General features: G+C 72.9%; 9 protein-coding genes. 3 read left to right on the top strand and 6 right to left on the bottom strand.

Annotated elements, in window-relative coordinates:
- Window positions 1-3: 3 nt before the first annotated feature.
- The 3 genes from ACFY4B_RS15885 to ACFY4B_RS15895 form a co-directional block, all read right to left on the bottom strand.
- Window positions 4-1,494, bottom strand: a complete 1,491-nt coding sequence (locus tag ACFY4B_RS15885; RefSeq protein ID WP_074001466.1) for a phosphotransferase — start codon at window positions 1,492-1,494, stop codon at window positions 4-6.
- A gap of 252 nt (window positions 1,495-1,746) precedes the next feature.
- Window positions 1,747-3,471, bottom strand: a complete 1,725-nt coding sequence (treS, locus tag ACFY4B_RS15890; protein ID WP_074001467.1) for a maltose alpha-D-glucosyltransferase — start codon at window positions 3,469-3,471, stop codon at window positions 1,747-1,749.
- Complete coding sequence (locus ACFY4B_RS15895; protein ID WP_375876983.1) at window positions 3,468-5,423, bottom strand: alpha-1,4-glucan--maltose-1-phosphate maltosyltransferase; 1,956 nt, start codon at window positions 5,421-5,423, stop codon at window positions 3,468-3,470. Before ACFY4B_RS15895 ends, treS begins: the two co-directional genes overlap by 4 nt.
- A 1,042-nt stretch (window positions 5,424-6,465) precedes the next feature.
- On the opposite strand from ACFY4B_RS15895, the gene glgP reads away from it, so the two are divergent.
- Entirely contained in the window at window positions 6,466-9,132 is a 2,667-nt protein-coding gene (glgP, locus tag ACFY4B_RS15900; protein ID WP_387968295.1) for an alpha-glucan family phosphorylase, read from the top strand.
- Window positions 9,133-9,271: 139 nt separating this feature from the next.
- On the opposite strand, the gene ACFY4B_RS15905 is transcribed toward glgP, so the two are convergent.
- Window positions 9,272-11,119: an ABC transporter ATP-binding protein gene (locus ACFY4B_RS15905; protein ID WP_117489576.1), complete on the bottom strand. Its 1,848-nt coding sequence runs from the start codon at window positions 11,117-11,119 to the stop codon at window positions 9,272-9,274.
- Window positions 11,116-12,990 carry an ABC transporter ATP-binding protein gene (locus tag ACFY4B_RS15910; protein WP_074001469.1) on the bottom strand — a complete coding sequence of 625 codons (1,875 nt, stop codon included), beginning with the start codon at window positions 12,988-12,990 and terminating at the stop codon, window positions 11,116-11,118. The genes ACFY4B_RS15905 and ACFY4B_RS15910 overlap by 4 nt, the downstream gene beginning before the upstream one ends.
- Window positions 12,991-13,224: 234 nt before the next feature.
- On the opposite strand from ACFY4B_RS15910, the gene ACFY4B_RS15915 reads away from it, so the two are divergent.
- Window positions 13,225-14,652 carry a family 2B encapsulin nanocompartment shell protein gene (locus ACFY4B_RS15915; protein ID WP_375876971.1) on the top strand — a complete coding sequence of 476 codons (1,428 nt, stop codon included), beginning with the start codon at window positions 13,225-13,227 and terminating at the stop codon, window positions 14,650-14,652.
- A 7-nt stretch (window positions 14,653-14,659) separates the two neighbouring features.
- Here ACFY4B_RS15915 and glgX read toward each other — a convergent pair whose 3' ends face one another.
- A complete protein-coding gene (gene glgX / locus ACFY4B_RS15920) occupies window positions 14,660-16,825 on the bottom strand; it encodes a glycogen debranching protein GlgX (protein ID WP_387968298.1) in 2,166 nt (721 codons plus the stop codon).
- 175 nt (window positions 16,826-17,000) lie between these two features.
- Here glgX and ACFY4B_RS15925 point away from each other — a divergent pair, with 175 nt between their 5' ends.
- Window positions 17,001-18,287: an Ig-like domain-containing protein gene (locus ACFY4B_RS15925; RefSeq protein ID WP_387968300.1), complete on the top strand. Its 1,287-nt coding sequence runs from the start codon at window positions 17,001-17,003 to the stop codon at window positions 18,285-18,287.
- Window positions 18,288-18,392: the final 105 nt, after the last annotated feature.

The raw sequence follows: 18,392 nt of genomic DNA on the forward strand, positions 1-18,392 counted from the left end.
CGGTCAGACGGACAGGGCGAGCCGGTTGATCGCGGCCAGCGGGATCGGCAGCCAGCTCGGCCGGTGCCGGGCCTCGTACACCACCTCGTAGACCGCCTTGTCGATCTCCAGCGCCCGCATCAGCTCCGGCGAGGCGGCCGGGTCGGCGCCGCCGCCGGCGGTGTAGCCGGCGCCGTAGGCGGTGCGGTTGCGCTGGGCCCAGGCGGCGGCCAGGTGGGCCAGTTCCGGGTCGACGGGGCCGCCGGCCAGCAGGTGGGCGGCCGCGTAGTCGAAGGAGCGCAGCATCGCGGCGACGTCGCGCAGGGCGGGCTGCGGTTCGCGGCGCTCGTTGACGGACTTGGCGGGCTCGCCCTCGAAGTCCAGCAGCACCCAGCCGTGCGGGGTGCGCATGGCCTGTCCGAGGTGGAGGTCGCCGTGGATGCGCTGGACCGGCAGGCCGTCCGGGTGGGCGTCGGCGAGCTGCTGGAAGGCGGTGCGCAGGGCGGCCCGGAAGCGCAGCAGTCCGGGGACGGCGGCGACGGCGCTGTCCAGCCGGTCGGCCATGGCGCCGGCCAGCCGTCCGGTCTGGGCGCGGTCGAGCCGGGCGACGGGCATCGAGCGGGCGAGGACCCGGTGCACCTCGGCGGTGGCCCGGCCGAGCCGGTGCGCCTCGATGGCGAAGTTGCCGGGGGAGCGGTCCCCCTTGAGCCGGCCGACCTGGTCGAGGGCGAGCTCCCAGCCGTCCTCGGCGTCCGGCAGGTAGCGCTGCAGCAGTCCGAGGGTGGCGGGTTCGGCGCGTTCCATCCGGCTCTCGAACCAGGCGGCGACCCGGGGGATGCGGGTGGAGCCGGCCCGGGAGAGCGCGAGCGAGAGTTCGAGGTCGGGGTTGGTGCCGGGGTGGATGCGGCGGAACAGCTTGAGGATGTACGAGGTGCCGTAGATGACCGAGCTGTTGGACTGCTCGGCGGTGGAGGCGCGGCCGGGGAGGTTGGCGGGCAGTCCGGAGCCGGGGGTGCGGCGGAAGGAGAGCGCGCCGAAGCGGTCCCCGGTGGCCAGGTGTTCGAGCAGCCGTCCGGTGAGTTCGGGGTCGTGCACCGCGTCGTAGAGGGTCGCGCCGTCGTACGGGCCCTGGCTGAGCCGGCCGAGCACGGCGGCGGGCCCGATGTCCCCGAGCCCGCCGGAGCGGATGCCGAGCAGCAGCTGGTAGATGTCGCCGTGCGGGGCGCCGGCCGTGGTGGCGTGCTCGACCCGCAGCAGGAGGTGCAGCAGGGCCGGGTCGCCGACCTGCAGCGGGGTGCCGACGACCGGGGTGAGGCCGGTGATGGGCCTTCCCTTGCCGGCGTACCAGCGCTGGGTGGGCAGCCAGGAGGCGATCAGTGGCAGGGCCGCCTGGACGAGTTCGCTGACGCCCAGGGCGGTTCTCCGGGCCCCGGCGCCCCGGGTGCCCGCGGGGGTGGCGGGACCGGTGGGGGCGTCGTCCTGGAGGTGGGCTTGAGAACGGGAGGTTTCGGACATGGCTCCCTTTCCCCGGAAGCACGCGGACTGCCCGACGGGTCGTGGCCGGGTCCGTCAGTCTTCCGGATTGCGGCGGCGCGGCGGTCGCGGCACGCGAGCACGGCTCGGGTGTCACGCCTTCGTGTGGGTGGCCGTTGGGCTGTTCTCCGTACGCGGTGGTGCAGAGAACTCCGGGGGCGCGGGGGTTCAACTCGCGCCCCCGGAGGGTCTGGTGGTGCTGTTCACGGCTGCTGTGCCACGTGCGGCGGATCGTTACTTCGATCGCCTGGTCCCGCTCAGGCGCGGGGGCTGCCGGAGCTGGAACCAGTAGAAGCCGTGCCCGGCCAGGGTGAGCAGGTAGGGCCACTCGCCGATCGACGGGAAGCGCACCCCGCCGATCAGCTCGACCGGGTACCGCCCGCCGTACTGCCGCAGGTCCAGCTCGGTCGGCTGCGCGAACCGCGAGAAGTTGTTCACGCACATGACCAGGTCCCCCTCGTACTCGCGCACGAAGGCCAGCACGGCGGGGTTGCTGGAGGGCAGTTCGGCGTAGCTGCCGAGGCCGAACGCCGGATTGAGCTTGCGGATCTCGATCATGCGACGCGTCCAGTGCAGCAGGGAGCTCGAACTGCTCTGCTGCGCCTCGACGTTGGTCACCTGATAGCCGTACACCGGGTCCATGATGGGCGGCAGACTGAGCCTGCCCGGGTCGGCGGAGGAGAAACCCGCGTTGCGGTCCGGGGTCCACTGCATCGGGGTGCGCACGCCGTCCCGGTCGCCGAGCCAGATGTTGTCGCCCATGCCGATCTCGTCCCCGTAGTAGAGGACCGGCGAGCCGGGCAGGGAGAGCAGCAGCGCGGTGAACAGCTCGATCTGGTTGCGGTCGTTCTCCAGCAGCGGGGCGAGCCGGCGGCGGATGCCCACGTTGGCGCGCATCCGCGGGTCCTTGGCGTACTCCGCGTACATGTAGTCGCGCTCCTCGTCGGTGACCATCTCCAGGGTCAGCTCGTCGTGGTTGCGCAGGAAGATGCCCCACTGGCAGCCGCCGGGGATCTGCGGGGTCTTGGCGAGGATCTCGGACACCGGGTAGCGGGACTCCCGGCGCACCGCCATGAAGATCCGGGGCATCACCGGGAAGTGGAACGCCATGTGGCACTCGTCGCCGCCGGAGGCGAAGTCGCCGAAGTAGTCGACGACGTCCTCCGGCCACTGGTTGGCCTCGGCGAGCAGCACGGTGTCCGGGTAGTTGGCGTCGATCTCCTTGCGGACCCGCTGGAGGAACTCGTGGGTCTCCGGGAGGTTCTCGCAGTTGGTGCCCTCGCGGGCGAACAGGTACGGCACCGCGTCCAGCCGGAAGCCGTCGATGCCGAGGTCGAGCCAGAACCGCAGCCCGGCGATCATCTCGTCCTGGACCCGGGGGTTGTCGTAGTTGAGGTCCGGCTGGTGCGAGAAGAAGCGGTGCCAGAAGTACTGCTTGCGGACCGGGTCGTAGGTCCAGTTGGAGGTCTCGGTGTCGACGAAGATGATCCGGGCGTCCGGGTACTGCTTGTCGTCGTCGGCCCACATGTAGAAGTCGCCGTAGGGCCCGTCCGGGTCGGAGCGGGAGGCCTGGAACCACGGGTGCTGGTCGCTGGTGTGGTTCATGACGAAGTCGATCACGATGCGCATGCCGCGGGCGTGCGCGGCGTCGACGAACTCCATGAAGTCGGCGAGGTCGCCGAACTCCGGCAGCACCGAGGTGTAGTCGGAGACGTCGTACCCGCCGTCGCGCAGCGGCGAGGCGAAGAACGGGGGGAGCCAGAGGCAGTCGATCCCGAGCCACTGGAGGTAGTCGAGCTTGGCCGTGAGCCCCTTGAGGTCCCCGACACCGTCGCCGTTGCTGTCCTGGAAGGACCGCACCAGCACCTCGTAGAAGACCGCACGCTTGAACCACTGCGGGTCGAGCTTCTTCTTCGAGGTCTCGGGGAAGGTGTCGGGGACGGGCTCGTTCACTGTCACGCTGGGTTCCTCCGAACCGTGAGGAGGTGAGCCGGCTCGGCTGAGGGATCGAGCCGGACGTAGTTGTGCCGGCCCCAGGTGTAGACGGCGCCGGTGAGCTCGTCGTGCACCGCGTACGGGCCGTCGCCGTCGAGCGTGACGGTGGCCTCCTGGACGTGGTGCGGGTCGAGGTTCACCACGGTGACGACCTGGTCGGTGAGCCCCTCGGGGGTGGTCGCGGTCTTGGAGTAGGCGAGCACCTGGTCGTTGTCGGTGGGGTGGAAGCGCAGGTCGCGCAGCTGCTGGAGGGCGGGGTGGCGGCGGCGCAGCCGGTTCAGCACGGTCAGCAGCGGGGCCAGGGTGTCGGTGCGGCTCCAGTCGCGCGGGCGCAGTTCGTACTTCTCCGAGTGGAGGTACTCCTCGGAGCCCGGGTGGGCCGGCTCGTTCTCGTACAGCTCGAAGCCGGCGTAGACGCCGTAGCTGGGGGAGAGGGTGGCGGCGAGCACCGCGCGGATCGCGAAGGCGGCCCGGCCGCCGTGCTGGAGGTACTCGTGCAGGATGTCCGGCGTGTTGGCGAAGAAGTTGGGCCGCATGTAGGCGGCGGCGTCACCGCTGAGTTCGGTGAGGTAGTCGGTGAGTTCCGGTTTGGTGGTGCGCCAGGTGAAGTACGTGTACGACTGGTGGAAACCGATCTTCGCCAGGGTGTGCATCATCGCGGGGCGGGTGAAGGCCTCCGCCAGGAACACCACGTCGGGGTCGGTCCGGGCGACGTCGGCGAGCACCTTCTCCCAGAACACCACCGGTTTGGTGTGCGGGTTGTCGACCCGGAAGATCCGGACGCCGTGCGACATCCAGAACCGGAGGATCCGGATGGTTTCCTTGACGATTCCGTCCATGTCCTGGTCGAAGTTGACCGGATAGATGTCCTGGTACTTCTTCGGCGGATTCTCGGCGTACGCGATGGTGCCGTCCGTGCGGTGGCTGAACCATTCCGGATGCTTGTTCACCCAGGGGTGGTCGGGGGAGCACTGGAGGGCGAAGTCCAGCGCCACCTCCAGGTGCAGCGCCTTGGCCTCGGCGACGAAGTGGTCGAAGTCCTCGATGGTGCCGAGGTCCGGGTGGACGGCGTCGTGGCCGCCCTCGGGGGAGCCGATCGCCCAGGGCGAGCCGACGTCGTGCGGGCCGGCCGTCAGGGTGTTGTCCGGGCCCTTGCGGAAGGCTCGGCCGATCGGGTGGACCGGCGGCAGGTAGACCACGTCGAAGCCCATCGCGGCGACGGCCGGCAGGCGTTCGGCGGCGCTGCGCAGGTTGCCCGGGCGCGGCGGCTCGACGCCGGCCGGGTCCACCACGGCGCCCTCCGACCGGGGGAAGAACTCGTACCAGGAGCCGAACAGCGCGCGCTCGCGGTCGACCTGGAGCGGCATCGGGCGGGAGGCGCTGAGCAGCTCGCGCAGCGGGTGGCGGACCAGCGCGTCGAGCACCTCGGGGGCGAGCGCGGCGGCCAGCCGGGACAGCGGCGGCAGGGTCTGGTCGCGCAGCGCGTCGGCGGCGGCCAACACGTCGGCGCGGCCCTCCTTCTTGGGCACCCCGGCCGCGGCCTGCTCCAGCAGCCGGGCGCCCTCCTCCAGGACCAGCGCGGTGTCGATCCCGGCGGGCAGCTTCACCGAGGCGGTCCGGCGCCAGGTGGCGACCGGGTCGCTCCACGCCTCCACCAGGTACGACCAGCGGCCGGGCGCGGTCGGGGTGACGTACGCGCCCCAGCGGTCGGTGCCCTCGGCCAGTTCGCGCATCGGCGTCCACGGGCCGCTGCGGCCGCGCGGGTCGCGCAGCACCACGTTGGCGTTGACGGCGTCGTGGCCCTCGCGGAAGACGGTCGCGGTGACCAGGAAGGTCTCGCCGACGACGGCCTTGGCCGGGCGGCGGCCGGCGTCGACGAGGGGACTGACGTCCAGGACGGGGATGCGGCCGATCACGGTGTCGCTCTCTGTCGTCTTGCGGGCGGAGGGCTTGCGAGCGGGGGCCTTCCGGGCGGTCGCCCCGGTGGCCGGGGCCTTCGCGGAGGCGGACCCGGCGGCCTCCGCGGTGGCGGCCTTCGGAGCTGCGGTCTTCGGGGTGGTGGCGGTGGTGCGGCGCGTGGTGGTGGTGCGCCTGCGGGGTGCCGCCGCCCGGTCCTCCTCGGCCGCGGGGTGCCGGGCCGTCGAGGGGGCTTCGGATTCGGAGGATCCGGCACGGACCGCCCCGGAGGCCCTCGGCGCCGGCATCGCCGGATCTGTCCGAGTGTCAGAATCCATCCGTCCGGCGGATTCCGCGACCGCTGCGTCGAGGCCTTCGGCCACCGGTGTGGACTGGTCCCGCGTGTCGCCGTGCATGCCAAGCTCCTGCCCGAGATCGGCGGCAGCTCCCCGCGGGCCTGGGTACGGGCCGGGGGAGTACCGGAGGACTGCTGGGTGGGGAGGACGTGCGACCGGAAGCCTGCCCGCGCCGCTGTTCCCGGCAACCTGCCCGGCGCCCGCCGAGCCGGCGGTGGGACGCCCCGGAGCCCGTGTGCGTCCCGGCGCACGCCTCCGCCGGGCGCGCCCCGGCCGACCCGGTCCACCCGTGAACGAGCGGGCCGGTAGGGAGGACACGCGTCCGTGCGCGGTGAGCGCCGAATGGGCTAAGAAGGACGGGAACGGACAACACGAAAAGGATTCGGACGTGCTGCTTCGCGGGGGACGCCACCCGTCGTCGTACTCCCCACTGCATCAACGACCTTCGGTCATCCTCGCACCGGCGACAAGGTTTTTGCAGCGGTACGACAGTAGTTTCGGGCCTTCTCCCGGGTGGATGCGCCATCGGAAATGAAGCCGTACCGAAGAGTTCACGTATTGGTAGCGCGGGCCCTCGAAATGTGCGCCTCGCGCGCCCCCCGTGCAGTCCAATGCGCCGAATGCGATCTCATCAATAGCCCGAACGGATGCCCAATAGTCCACTTGACGCACTGTCCGGCCGACCGCCACGGCTACGCTTCACGCCGTGAAGGCAATCCGCAGATTCACCGTCCGCACCGTCCTGCCCGAACAACTCCAGCCGCTGCACGAGCTGGCCCTCAACCTGCGCTGGTCCTGGCACCCCGAGACCAGGGACCTCTTCCGGTCCGTGGACCCGGAGGTCTGGGCCGCGACCGGCGAGGACCCGGTGCGGCTGCTCGGGGAGGTCCCGGCCGCCCGGCTGGCCGCGCTCGCCGCCGACCGGCGCTTCCTGCGCAGACTCGGCGACCTCGCCGACGACCTGCGCGAGTACCTGACCGGCCCCCGCTGGTACCAGACCCGGCAGCAGTCCGACGCCGCCCCGCTGCCCGCCGCGATCGCCTACTTCTCGCCCGAGTACGGCATCGCCGCCGCGCTGCCCCAGTACTCCGGCGGGCTCGGCATCCTGGCCGGCGACCACCTCAAGGCCGCCAGCGACCTCGGCGTGCCGGTCGTCGGCGTCGGCCTGTTCTACCGGCACGGCTACTTCCGCCAGTCCCTGAGCCGGGACGGCTGGCAGCAGGAGCGCTATCCGCTGCTCGACCCGGACGAACTCGCGGTCAGCCTGCTGCGGGAGGCCGACGGCACCCCCGGCCGGGTCGACCTGGCCCTGCCCGGCGGCCGCACCCTGGCCGCCCACATCTGGAAGGCCCAGGTCGGGCGGGTCCCGCTGCTGCTGCTCGACTCCGACATCGAGGCCAACTCGCCCGCCGAGCGGGACGTCACCGACCGGCTGTACGGCGGCGGCAGCGAGCACCGGCTGCTCCAGGAGATGCTGCTCGGCATCGGCGGCGTCCGGGCGGTGCGCGCCTACTGCCGGCTCACCGGGCACCCCGCCCCCGACGTCTTCCACACCAACGAGGGCCACGCCGGCTTCCTCGGCGTGGAGCGCATCCGCGAACTGGTCGTCGACGACCGGACCGGCCTCGACTTCGCCGCCGCCCTGGAGGCCGTCCGGGCCGGCACCCTCTTCACCACCCACACGCCCGTCCCGGCCGGCATCGACCGCTTCGACCGCGAGCTGGTCGCCCGCCACTTCGGCGGCGACGCCGCGCTGCCCGGCGTGCCGGTCGAGCAGGTGCTCGCGCTCGGCGCCGAGAGCTGGCAGGACGGGGACCCGAAGCTCTTCAACATGGCCGCCATGGGCCTGCGGCTGGCCCAGCGCGCCAACGGGGTCTCCACCCTGCACGGCGAGGTCAGCCGCTCGATGTTCAACGGCCTGTGGCCCGGCTTCGACCCGGCCGAGGTGCCGATCACCTCGGTCACCAACGGCGTGCACGCCGCCACCTGGATCGACCCGGCGGTGGTCCGGCTCGGCGCCGCCGAGATCGGCGCCGAGCGCGCCGAGGAGGCGATGACCACCGGCGAGAGCAAGCGCTGGACGGGCCTGGAACGGATCGGCAACACCGAGGTCTGGCAGCTGCGGCGCGCCCTGCGGGCCCAGCTGGTGGAGGAGGCCCGCCGCCGGCTGCACGCCTCCTGGCGTCGGCGCGGGGCCGGCGAGGCCGAGCTCGGCTGGGTCTCCTCGGTGCTCGACCCCGACGTGCTCACCATCGGCTTCGCCCGCCGGGTGCCCTCGTACAAGCGGCTCACCCTGATGCTGCGCGACCAGGAGCGGCTGCGCGCGCTGCTGCTGCACCCCACCCGGCCGGTGCAGATCGTGGTCGCCGGCAAGGCCCACCCGGCCGACGACGGCGGCAAGCGGCTGATCCAGCAGATGGTCGCCTTCGCCGACGACCCGGCGGTGCGGCACCGGATCGTCTTCCTGCCGGACTACGACATGGCGATGGCCCAGCGCCTCTACCCGGGCTGCGACGTCTGGCTGAACAACCCGCTGCGCCCGCTGGAGGCCTGCGGCACCTCCGGGATGAAGGCGGCGCTCAACGGCTGCCTCAACCTGTCCGTCCTGGACGGCTGGTGGGACGAGTGGTTCGACGGCCGCAACGGCTGGGCGATCCCCACGGCCGACGAGAGCGGCGGGGCGCTCGACCCGGACAGCGGCGAGGCCGAGCGGCGCGACGACATCGAGGCGGCCGCGCTCTACGACCTGATCGAGAACCAGGTCGCCGCCCGGTTCTACGACCGGGACGCGGACGGGCTGCCGCAGCAGTGGATCGCCATGGTCCGGCACACCCTGGTCACCCTCGGGCCCAAGGTGCTGGCCGGGCGGATGGTCCGGGAGTACGTCGAGCGGCTGTACGCCCCGGCGGCGCAGGCCCAGCGGGAGCTGGCCGGGCAGCACGGCCACGGCGCGCGGGAGCTGGCGCTCTGGAAGGCGACGGTCCGGGAGGCCTGGCCGGCCGTCCGGGTCGAGCACGTCGAGGCGGACTGCCCGACCGAGGCGCAGGAGCTGGGCAGTTCGCTGGAGCTGCGGGTGCAGGTCGCGCTCGGGACGCTGCGGCCGGGCGACGTCGAGGTGCAGGCGGTCTCCGGCCGGGTGGACGAGCGGGACCGGATCTCGGACGCCTGCCTGCTCGCCCTCAAGCCGGTCGGCGGGCCCGATCTGGACGGCCGGATCCGCTACGAGGGCTCGCTGGAGCTCTGCCGGACCGGCCCGTTCGGCTACACCGTCCGGGTGCTGCCCGCGCACCCGCGGCTGGCCTCGCCGGCCGAGCTGGGGCTGGTCGCGCTGCCGGCCGAGTCGGCCGGGATGGACGCGGGGCTGCTGCGCTGAGGCCGCGGGCGGCCGTCCACCGGTGGTGAACCGGGTGGGCGGCCGCCCGCGTACCTCCGTGCGGGAAATGGGGAATGCCCGGCCGGGTGCGTGACGGCGCACCCGGACGGGCACATTCGTGGGGTCCGGGGTCGGGGCCCTAGACCAGGCTGTCCCGCCAGGCCCGGTGGAGGGCGGCGAAACGGCCGGAGCCGTCGATCAGCTCCTGTGGGGAGCCATCCTCCACGATCCGGCCCTGGTCCATCACCAGGACACGGTCGGCGATCTCCACGGTGGAGAGCCGGTGGGCGATGATCACGGCCGTCCGGCCGGCCAGCACGGTGCGCATGGCCCGCTGCACGGCCTGCTCCCCGGGGACGTCCAGCGAGCTGGTCGCCTCGTCCAGGATCAGCACCGCCGGGTCGGCCAGCAGCGCCCGGGCGAAGGCCACCAGCTGGCGCTGGCCGGCCGAGATCCGGCCGCCGCGCTTGCGCACGTCGGTGTCGAAGCCGTCCGGCAGGGCGGCGATGAACTCGTACGCGCCGATGTCCCGGGCGGCCTGCTCGACCTCCTCCCGGGTGGCGCCGGGGCGGCCGACCGCGATGTTCTCGGCGACGGTGCCGGAGAACAGGAAGGACTCCTGGGTCACCATCACGACGCCGCGCCGCAGTTCGGGGGTGGCCAGGTCGCGCAGGTCCACGCCGTCCAGCCGGATCCGGCCGTCGGTCGGGTCGTAGAAGCGGGCCAGCAGCTTGGCGACCGTGGACTTGCCCGCGCCCGTCGCGCCGACCACCGCGACCGTCTGCCCGGCGGGGATCAGCAGGTCGAAGGCCGGCAGCACCTCCTTGCCCGTCCGGTAGGCGAAGCGGGTGCCCTCGAAGGCGACCGCGCGGCCCTGGCCGGAGGCCTCCGGCAGTTCGGCGGGTTCGGCCGGCTCGGCGACGGTCGGTTCGTGGGCGAGCAGGCCGGCGATCTTCTCCAGGGCGGCGGCGGCCGACTGGTAGCTGTTCAGGAACATCGCCAGCTGGTCGACCGGGTCGAAGAGCCGGCGCAGGTAGAGCGCGAAGGCGGTGAGCACGCCCAGCTCCAGCGCGTCGTCGACGACCAGGTAGGCGCCGAGCAGCACCACGCCGGCGAACCACAGGTTGGCGGTGAGGCGGGAGAGGCCGACGTAGCGGGCGATCTCCAGCAGGCCGTCCGCGGTGGCGGTGGCGGACTGCCGGTTGACCACGGCGAAGGCGGCGTCGTTGGCCTTCTCCCGGCGGAAGGCCTGCACCGGGCGGATGCCGTTCATGGTCTCGGTGAAGCGGACGATCAGCGAGGCGGCCGAGGTGCGCGAGCGCCGGTAGACCCGGCGCGAGCGGCGGCGGAAGGAGTGGGCGATCAGGGCCAGCGGCAGGAAGGACGCCAGCGAGACCAGGCCGAGCCGCCAGTCCAGCACCACCAGCAGCACCGAGATGTAGCAGACCGACAGCAGGACCGTCAGCAGCTCCTGGAGGCCCTCGGAGAGCAGCTCGCGCAGCGCGTCGATGTCGCTGGTGGCGCGGGAGATGATCCGGCCCGAGGTGTAGCGCTCGTGGAAGTCCAGGCTGAGCCGCTGGGCGTGCCGGAAGATCCGGCCGCGCAGCTCCAGCACGATGTCCTGGTTGACCCGGGCGCTGATCTTGATGAAGACCCACTGCAGCACCGGGCTGAGCAGCGCGCAGAACAGGTAGGCCGCGACCACCGCGATCAGCGGGCCGGAGTCGTGCTCGCGCAGCGCCGGGATGCCGCGGTCCATCGCCACCGCGACCAGCAGCGGGCCGGACTGGAGCGCGGCCTGCTGGACCAGGATCACCACCATCGCGACGGTGATCCGGGCCCGGTGGGTGCGCAGCAGCGAGCGCAGCAGCGCCCGGGGCGCGCCGGGTGGGACGGGGATGTCCTCCTCGTCGGCCGGCGGCGGGGGCAGCTCCTCCTCGGCCGGCGCGACGGGTTCGGCCCGTACGGGTTCGGCGGTGGTGGTCATGCGCGCGCTCCTTCCGGTGCGAGGGGGCCGTCGGGTATCAGGGCGGCCTCGCCCGACATCAGTTCCCGGTAGTGCGCGCAGTCGCGCAGCAGTTCCTGGTGGGTGCCGACGGCCGTGATCCGGCCGTCCGCCAGCACCGCGACCCGGTCGGCGAGCAGCACGGTGCTGGGGCGGTGGGCGACCACCAGGGCGGTGGTGGTGCCGAGGACCTCGCGCAGGGCCCGCTCGACCAGGGCCTCGGTGTGCACGTCCAGGGCGGAGAGCGGGTCGTCCAGGACGAGGAAGGCCGGGTCGCCGACCACCGCGCGGGCCAGCGCGAGGCGCTGGCGCTGGCCGCCGGACAGGCTCAGGCCCTGCTCGCCGACCTCGGTGTCCGGGCCGTTCGGGAGCTTCTCGACGAAGCCGGCCTGGGCGGTGTCGAGGGCGGTGCGCAGCTGTTCCTCGCCGGCGCCCGGGGCGCCCATCAGGACGTTCTCCCGGACGGTGGCGGAGAACAGGGTGGGCTCCTCGAAGGCGACCGAGACGAGTTCGCGCAGCCGCGGCCGGGGCAGTTCGCGGATGTCCCGGCCGTCCAGCGTGATGGTGCCGGCGGTGGCCTCGTACAGCCGGGGGAGCAGGGCGGTGAGGGTGGTCTTGCCGCTGCCGGTGGCGCCGACCAGGGCCATCGTCTCGCCGCTGCGGATGTGCAGGTCGACGCCGGCCAGCAGGTCGGGGCTGTCGTCGGGGGCGTCGGGGTAGCGGAAGCGGACGCCGGTGAAGCGGATGCCGTCCGGGGCGGTGGGCGCGGCGGCGGTGCCCGGGGCGGGGGTGTCCGCCTCGGGGGTGTCCGGTTCGTCCAGCACCTCGAAGAAGCGGTCGGTGGCGGTGGCGGCCTCGTTGGCGTAGGCGAGCAGCCAGCCGAGCGACTCGACCGGCCAGCGCAGCGCGAGCGCGGTGGAGAGGAAGGCGACCAGGGTGCCGGCGCTCAGGTCGTCGTGGGCCACCAGGTAGGCGCCGACGGCGAGGGCGCCGGCGAGCGCGATCTCCGGCAGGCCGACGATGACGGCCCAGAGGTTGGCGAGCAGGTGCGCCTTGCGCAGTTCGGTGCGGCGCAGTTCCTGGGCCTGGGCGCGGAAGCGCTCGGTCATCGACCGGTGCCGGCCGAAGGCCTTGAGGATGCGGATGCCGAGGACGGACTCCTCGACCAGGGTGGCGATGTCCCCGTTCTGGTCCTGGGCGAGCCGGGCGGCGCCGGAGAAGCCGGACTCGAACCGCCGGGTGAGCACGAACAGCGGGACGACGGGCACCAGGGCGATCAGCGCGAGCCGCCAGTCCTGGGTGAACATCACCACGGTGCCGGCCAGGAACATCACCGAGTTGACGATCAGGAAGACCAGCGGGAAGGCCAGGAACAGCCGCATGGTGTACATGTCGGCGGTGGCCCGGGAGAGCAGCTGGCCGGAGCCCCAGCGGTCGTGGAAGGAGACCGGCAGCCGCTGGAGCTTGGCGAAGAGGTCCCCGCGCATCGCCGTCTCCAGCCCGGCCAGCGGGCGGGCCAGCACCACCCGGCGGGTGTAGAACAGCGCGGACTCGACCGTGCCGAGGACCAGCAGCAGGCCGACCAGCGGCCAGAGGCCGGCCAGGTCGTGCTCGGCGAGCGGGCCGTCCACGATCAGGCCGAGGACCACCGGGACGGCGAGGGTGCTGAGCATGCCGAGGGTGGCGGCCGTCACCGAGACGGCCAGCCGGCCGCGGACGGCGCGCGCGTACGGCCACAGGCGCAGCAGGGAGCGGACCGTGGAGTGCCGCGGCCCGGGCCCGGCGGGGCCGGTTCCGTCGCTCTGGGGGCTTCCCGGGGTCGGGTTCTCGGGGTCTTGTCTGTTCTCGGCCATCGCGGTGAGGGTAGGCAGACGGGCCGTCATTTCTCATCCGGTTTTTCGCCCCTGTCGGTGGCGCCCGGCGAGAACCGGCCACTCGGACGGGCGGTGCGGGCGCGAATTAGGGGGCGCGCGCCGCCATTCGTGCAGGTAGGAGTGCGCCGTGCGCCTCTTGCGGGCGCCTGCCGATGAGCCGATGACACGTCCTGTACGGATGTCCAGTGGTGCGTGAGTGACAGGAGTGCACAGATGACGGTCGAAACCGAGCCCACCCCCGGCCCCGGCTCGGCAATCGTGCAGGTACGGGCCCAGCTCAGCCTCAGCACGACCGCGGCGAGGAACCTGGCGACGACGACCAAGTCGAAGCCGCAGATGCAGGAGATCACCTCCCGCTGGCTGCTGAAGATGCTGCCGTGGGTGCAGGTCAGCGCGGGTACCTACCGGGTCAACCGGCGGCTGAGCTACGCGCCCGGGCGCGGCCGGGTGAGCTTCGCCAAGACCGGCGCCGCGGTGACGGTGATCGCCCCCTCGCTGGCGGAGGTCCCGGCGCTGCGCGGCTTCGAGGACGAGGAGGTGCTGGCCGAGCTGGCCCGCCGGTTCGTGCAGCGGGACTTCGCGCAGGGCGAGGTGCTGGTGCAGGAGGGGGCGCCGATCGAGGAGGTGTTCCTGATCGCGCACGGCAAGGTGGACCGGATCGGCACCGGCAAGTACGGCGAGGTGACGGTGCTCGGCACGCTCGCCGACGGCGACCACGTCGGCGACGAGGCGATCACCGAGGGCGGCGGCAGCTGGCCGTACACCGTGAAGGCGAGCACCTCCGGGGTCGCGATGGCGCTGTCCTGGCCGGTGCTCCAGGAGCTGATCGGCCGTTCCGAGTCGCTGCGCGAGCAGCTGCTGGGCTTCGCCGCGGACGCGGCGCAGGCGCAGAACGAGCACGGCGAGGCGGAGATCGACCTCGCGGCCGGCCGGCAGGGCGAGTACGAGCTGCCCGGCGCCTTCGTGGACTACGAGCTGAGGCCGCGCGAGTACGAGCTGAGCGTCGCGCAGACCGTGCTCAAGGTGCACAGCCGGGTCGCGGACCTCTACAACCAGCCGATGAACCAGACCGAGGAGCAGCTGCGGCTGACCATCGAGGCCCTGCGGGAGCGGCAGGAGCACGAGATCATCAACAACCCGGAGTTCGGCCTGCTCGGCAACACCGACTTCGACCAGCGGATCCAGACCCGCGCCGGGGCGCCCACCCCGGACGACCTGGACGAGCTGCTGAGTATGCGCCGCGACACCGACTACCTGTTCGCCCACCCGCGCGCGATCGCGGCCTTCGAGCGGGAGTGCAACCGGGTCGGCGTCTACCCGTCCACCGTCGACGTCCTCGGCAAGCAGCGGCCGACCTGGCGCGGGGTGCCGATCTTCCCGTGCAACAAGATCCCGGTGTCCGACCAGCAGACCAGCGCGTTCATCGCGATGCGCGTCGGCGAGGACAACCAGGGCGTGGTCGGCCTGACCCAGATCGGCATCCCGGACGAGGTGGAGCCGGGCCTGAACGTCCGCTTCATGGGCATCGACGAGAAGGCGATCGCCTCCTACCTGGTGAGCACCTACTACTCGGCGGCGGTGCTGGTGCCGGACGCGATCGGCGTGCTGGAGAACGTCGAGCTCGGGCACGCCGGGAGCTGAGCCCCGGCTACGTGGCGGGGGCGGGCGCGCGCAGCAGCCGCAGCGAGCGCCCGCCCAGCACGACGGTGCCGGCCGGGGCCGGTTCGTCGGGGTGTACGGCGGCGGTGTCGACCAGGGGCTCCCAGCCGGGGGCCGGCGCCGCCGCGGGCAGGGTGAACACCACCGGTTCGTGGCCCGCGTTGAGCAGCAGCAGGAAGCCGTCGTCACTGATCGGCCGTCCGGCCTCGTCCCGTTCGGGCAGCGCGGAGCCGGAGAGCAGCATGCCGAGGCAGGCGGTCGGCGCGAACCAGTCGGCCTCGGTCATCTCCGTGCCCCGCGGGGTGAACCAGGTGAGGTCGGGCCGGCCGCCGGGGGTGGTGGCCCGGCCGGAGAAGAACGCCCGCCGGTGGAGCACCGGGTGGTCCCGGCGCAGCCGGACCAGCCGGGCGGTGAGCGCGCACAGCTCCTGCCAGCCGGGCTGTTCCAGCAGCGACCAGTCCAGCCAGCCGACCTCGTTGTCCTGGCAGTAGGCGTTGTTGTTGCCGCCCTGGGTGCGGCCGAGCTCGTCCCCGGCGGTGAGCATCGGGACGCCGGCGGAGAGCAGCAGGGTGGCCGTCAGGTTGCGCAGTTGGCGCAGGCGCAGCCGGTTGACCTGCTCGTCGGTGGTCTCGCCCTCGGCGCCGTGGTTCCAGGAGCGGTTGTCGTCGGTGCCGTCCCGGTTGTCCTCGCCGTTGGCCTCGTTGTGCTTGCGGTCGTAGGAGACCAGGTCGCGCAGGGTGAAACCGTCGTGCGCCGTCACGTAGTTGACCGAGGCGTACGGGCGGCGGCCGGCCCGCTGGTAGAGGTCGGAGGAGCCGGAGAGGCGGTAGCCGAGTTCGCGGACGTCCGGGCGGGCGCCGCGCCAGAAGTCCCGGACGGTGTCGCGGTACTTGTCGTTCCACTCGGCCCACAGCGGGGGGAAGCCGCCGACCTGGTAGCCGCCGGGGCCGACGTCCCAGGGTTCGGCGATCAGCTTCACCCGGTTCAGCACCGGGTCCTGGGCGACGGCGGCGAGGAAGGGGTGGTCGGTGTCGACGGCGTCGCCGCCGTTCGTGCCGCCGCGGGCCAGGGCGGCGGCCAGGTCGAAGCGGAAGCCGTCCACGCCCATCTCGGTGACCCAGTACCGCAGCGAGTCGGTGACCAGCCGGATCACCTGGGGGCGGCGGGTGTCCAGGGTGTTGCCGCAGCCGGTGTAGTCGGCGTAGCCGCGCGGGCGGTTGGGCGGGAGGCGGTAGTAAGCGGCGTTGTCGATGCCGCGGAGGCTGAGCGAGGGGCCGAGTTCGGCGCCCTCGGCGGTGTGGTTGAACACCACGTCCAGGATCACCTCGATCCCGGCGGCGTGCAGGGCGCGGACCATCCGTTTGAACTCGCCGACCTGGCCGCCGCGGGAGCCGGAGGCGGAGTAGCCGGCGTGCGGGGCGAAGTAGCCGATCGTGTTGTAGCCCCAGTAGTTGACCAGGCCGCGGGCCTGGAGGTGGTCCTCGCTGGCGTACTGGTGCACCGGCAGCAGTTCGACGGCCGTCACCCCGAGGCGGGTGAGGTGGGCGAGGGCGGCGGGGTGGGCAAGGCCGGCGTAGGTGCCGCGCAGGGGCGGGGGGACGTCGGGGTGGCGCATGGTGAAGCCGCGCACGTGCAGCTCGTAGAGGACGGTCTCGGCCCACGGGGTCTTCGGGCGGCGGTCGTCGGACCAGTCGTCCTCGTCGTGGACGACCACGGACCTGGGCACGTACGGGGCGGAGTCGCGGTTGTCCCGGACGGTGTCGGCGACGTCCGCCTCGGGCCAGTTGCGGACGGCCGCGCAGGCGGCGTCGTGGGAGGTGTAACAGCCGTCGACGGCGCGGGCGTACGGGTCGAGCAGCAGCTTGGCGGGGTTCCAGCGGGCGCCGGTCCACGGGTCCCAGCGGCCGTGCACGCGGTAGCCGTAGCGGGTGCCGGGGCGCACGCCGGGGAGGAAGCCGTGCCAGACCTGGACGTCCTGCTCGGTGAGGTGGTGGCGGGTCTCCTGGCCGTCCTCGTCGAACAGGCACAGTTCGACGGCTTCGGCGGCGGGGGCCCAGAGGGCGAAGTTGGTGCCTCGCCGGCCCGTGCGGTCCAGGTGGTGGCGGGCGCCGAGGGGTTGGCAGCTGCCGGGGTTCAGCTGCTGTTCTGACGCCATGGCGGGGGCCTCCCTGGGCGGGGTGTTCTGGGTCCATTCACCTTCTCTTTCCCGGAATGTGTTGGCCGGAAGCGGTCCGGGGTTTCGGGAGCGGGGGTTTCGGGGGCGGCGTGTCTTCGTTGGGAGGGTTCTCGTTGTTCCGGGCATCGGACTTGAACAGTGGGAGGGCCCCGGGATGCGGCGCCGTGGACGGGTGTGGGCGCGGGGCGTGGCGGCGGTGGCCTGCTGCGTGGCGGTCCTGGCGGGGTGCGGCGGGCCTCCGGGCGTGCCGGACGGGGACGCGGTGGGGCCGGGTGGGCGTACGGCCCCGGCGGCGCCCTCGCGGGCGGTGCTCTCGGTGCAGCCGGTGGACGGGGCGCAGGACGTGCGGCCGGAGGGGGCCGTCCGGGTGACGGTGGCGCAGGGGCGGCTGGTCTCGGTGCGGCTGGCGGACGGGAAGGGCACGGAGGTGCCGGGCACGATCGCGGCCGACGGCGGCGAGTGGGCGCCGGACGGGCCGCTGCCGCTCGGGACGGCCTTCACGGTGGACTCCGTGGCGGAGGACGACCAGGGGCAGCGGGCGGCCCAGCACTCGGCGTTCACGACCGTCACCCCGACGCACACCTTCGTGGCGTTCTTCACCCCGGAGGACGGTTCCACGGTCGGGGTCGGGATGCCGGTCTCGCTGCGGTTCAGCCGTCCGATCACCGACCGGGCGGCGGTGGAGAAGGCGGTGCAGGTCACCGCCGATCCGCCGGTGCCGGTGGCCGCGCACTGGTTCGACGGGCAGCGGCTGGACTTCCGCCCGCAGGCGTACTGGGCGGCCGGGACGAGGGTCACGGTGGCGCTGCGGCTCAAGGACGTGCAGGGCGCGCCGGGGGAGTACGGCACCCAGAGCCGGGAGCTGCACTTCACCGTCGGGCGGGCGCAGGTCTCCACCGTCGACCTGGACGCCCACACCCTGACCGTCCGGGCGGGGCAGGGCGGCAAGGTGGTCCGGGTGCTCAAGGTCTCCGGCGGCAGCCGGGACCACTCCACCTACCGGGGGGTGATGGTGGTGTCGGAGAAGTACAAGGTGACCAGGATGAACTCGCAGACCGTCGGCATGGGCGACGAGTACGACATCAAGGACGTCCCGCACGCGATGCGGCTGACCGCCTCCGGCACCTTCGTGCACGGCAACTACTGGGCGGACCCGGGGGTGTTCGGCGCCGCCAACACCAGTCACGGCTGCATCGGGCTGTCCGATGCCAAGGGCGGGGCGAGCAAGGACTCCCCGGCGGGCTGGCTGTTCGAGCACACCCTGGAGGGGGACGTGCTGGAGGTGAAGGCCTCGTCCGGGGACTTCGTGCCGCCGCAGAACGGGCTGAACGGCTGGAACGTGCCGTGGGAGCAGTGGGTGGCGGGGAGCGCGCTGGGCCGGGGGGCGACGGCCACCGCGTCCGCTTCGGCGGCTCCTCCGTCGGCTTCGGCGCTGCCGTAAGTCCCGTTCGCCCGTTACGTCCTGTCTTCACCACGGTTTCACGCCCGCGTCAACCGACTCCTCTCAGGTTTCACTCGGACGGCTTAGCTATCCTGCTCCGGCGCG

Origin of the sequence: Kitasatospora sp. NPDC001261 (assembly GCF_042896795.1) — a bacterium.
In the GTDB taxonomy this organism is placed as follows: Bacteria; Actinomycetota; Actinomycetes; order Streptomycetales; family Streptomycetaceae; genus Kitasatospora.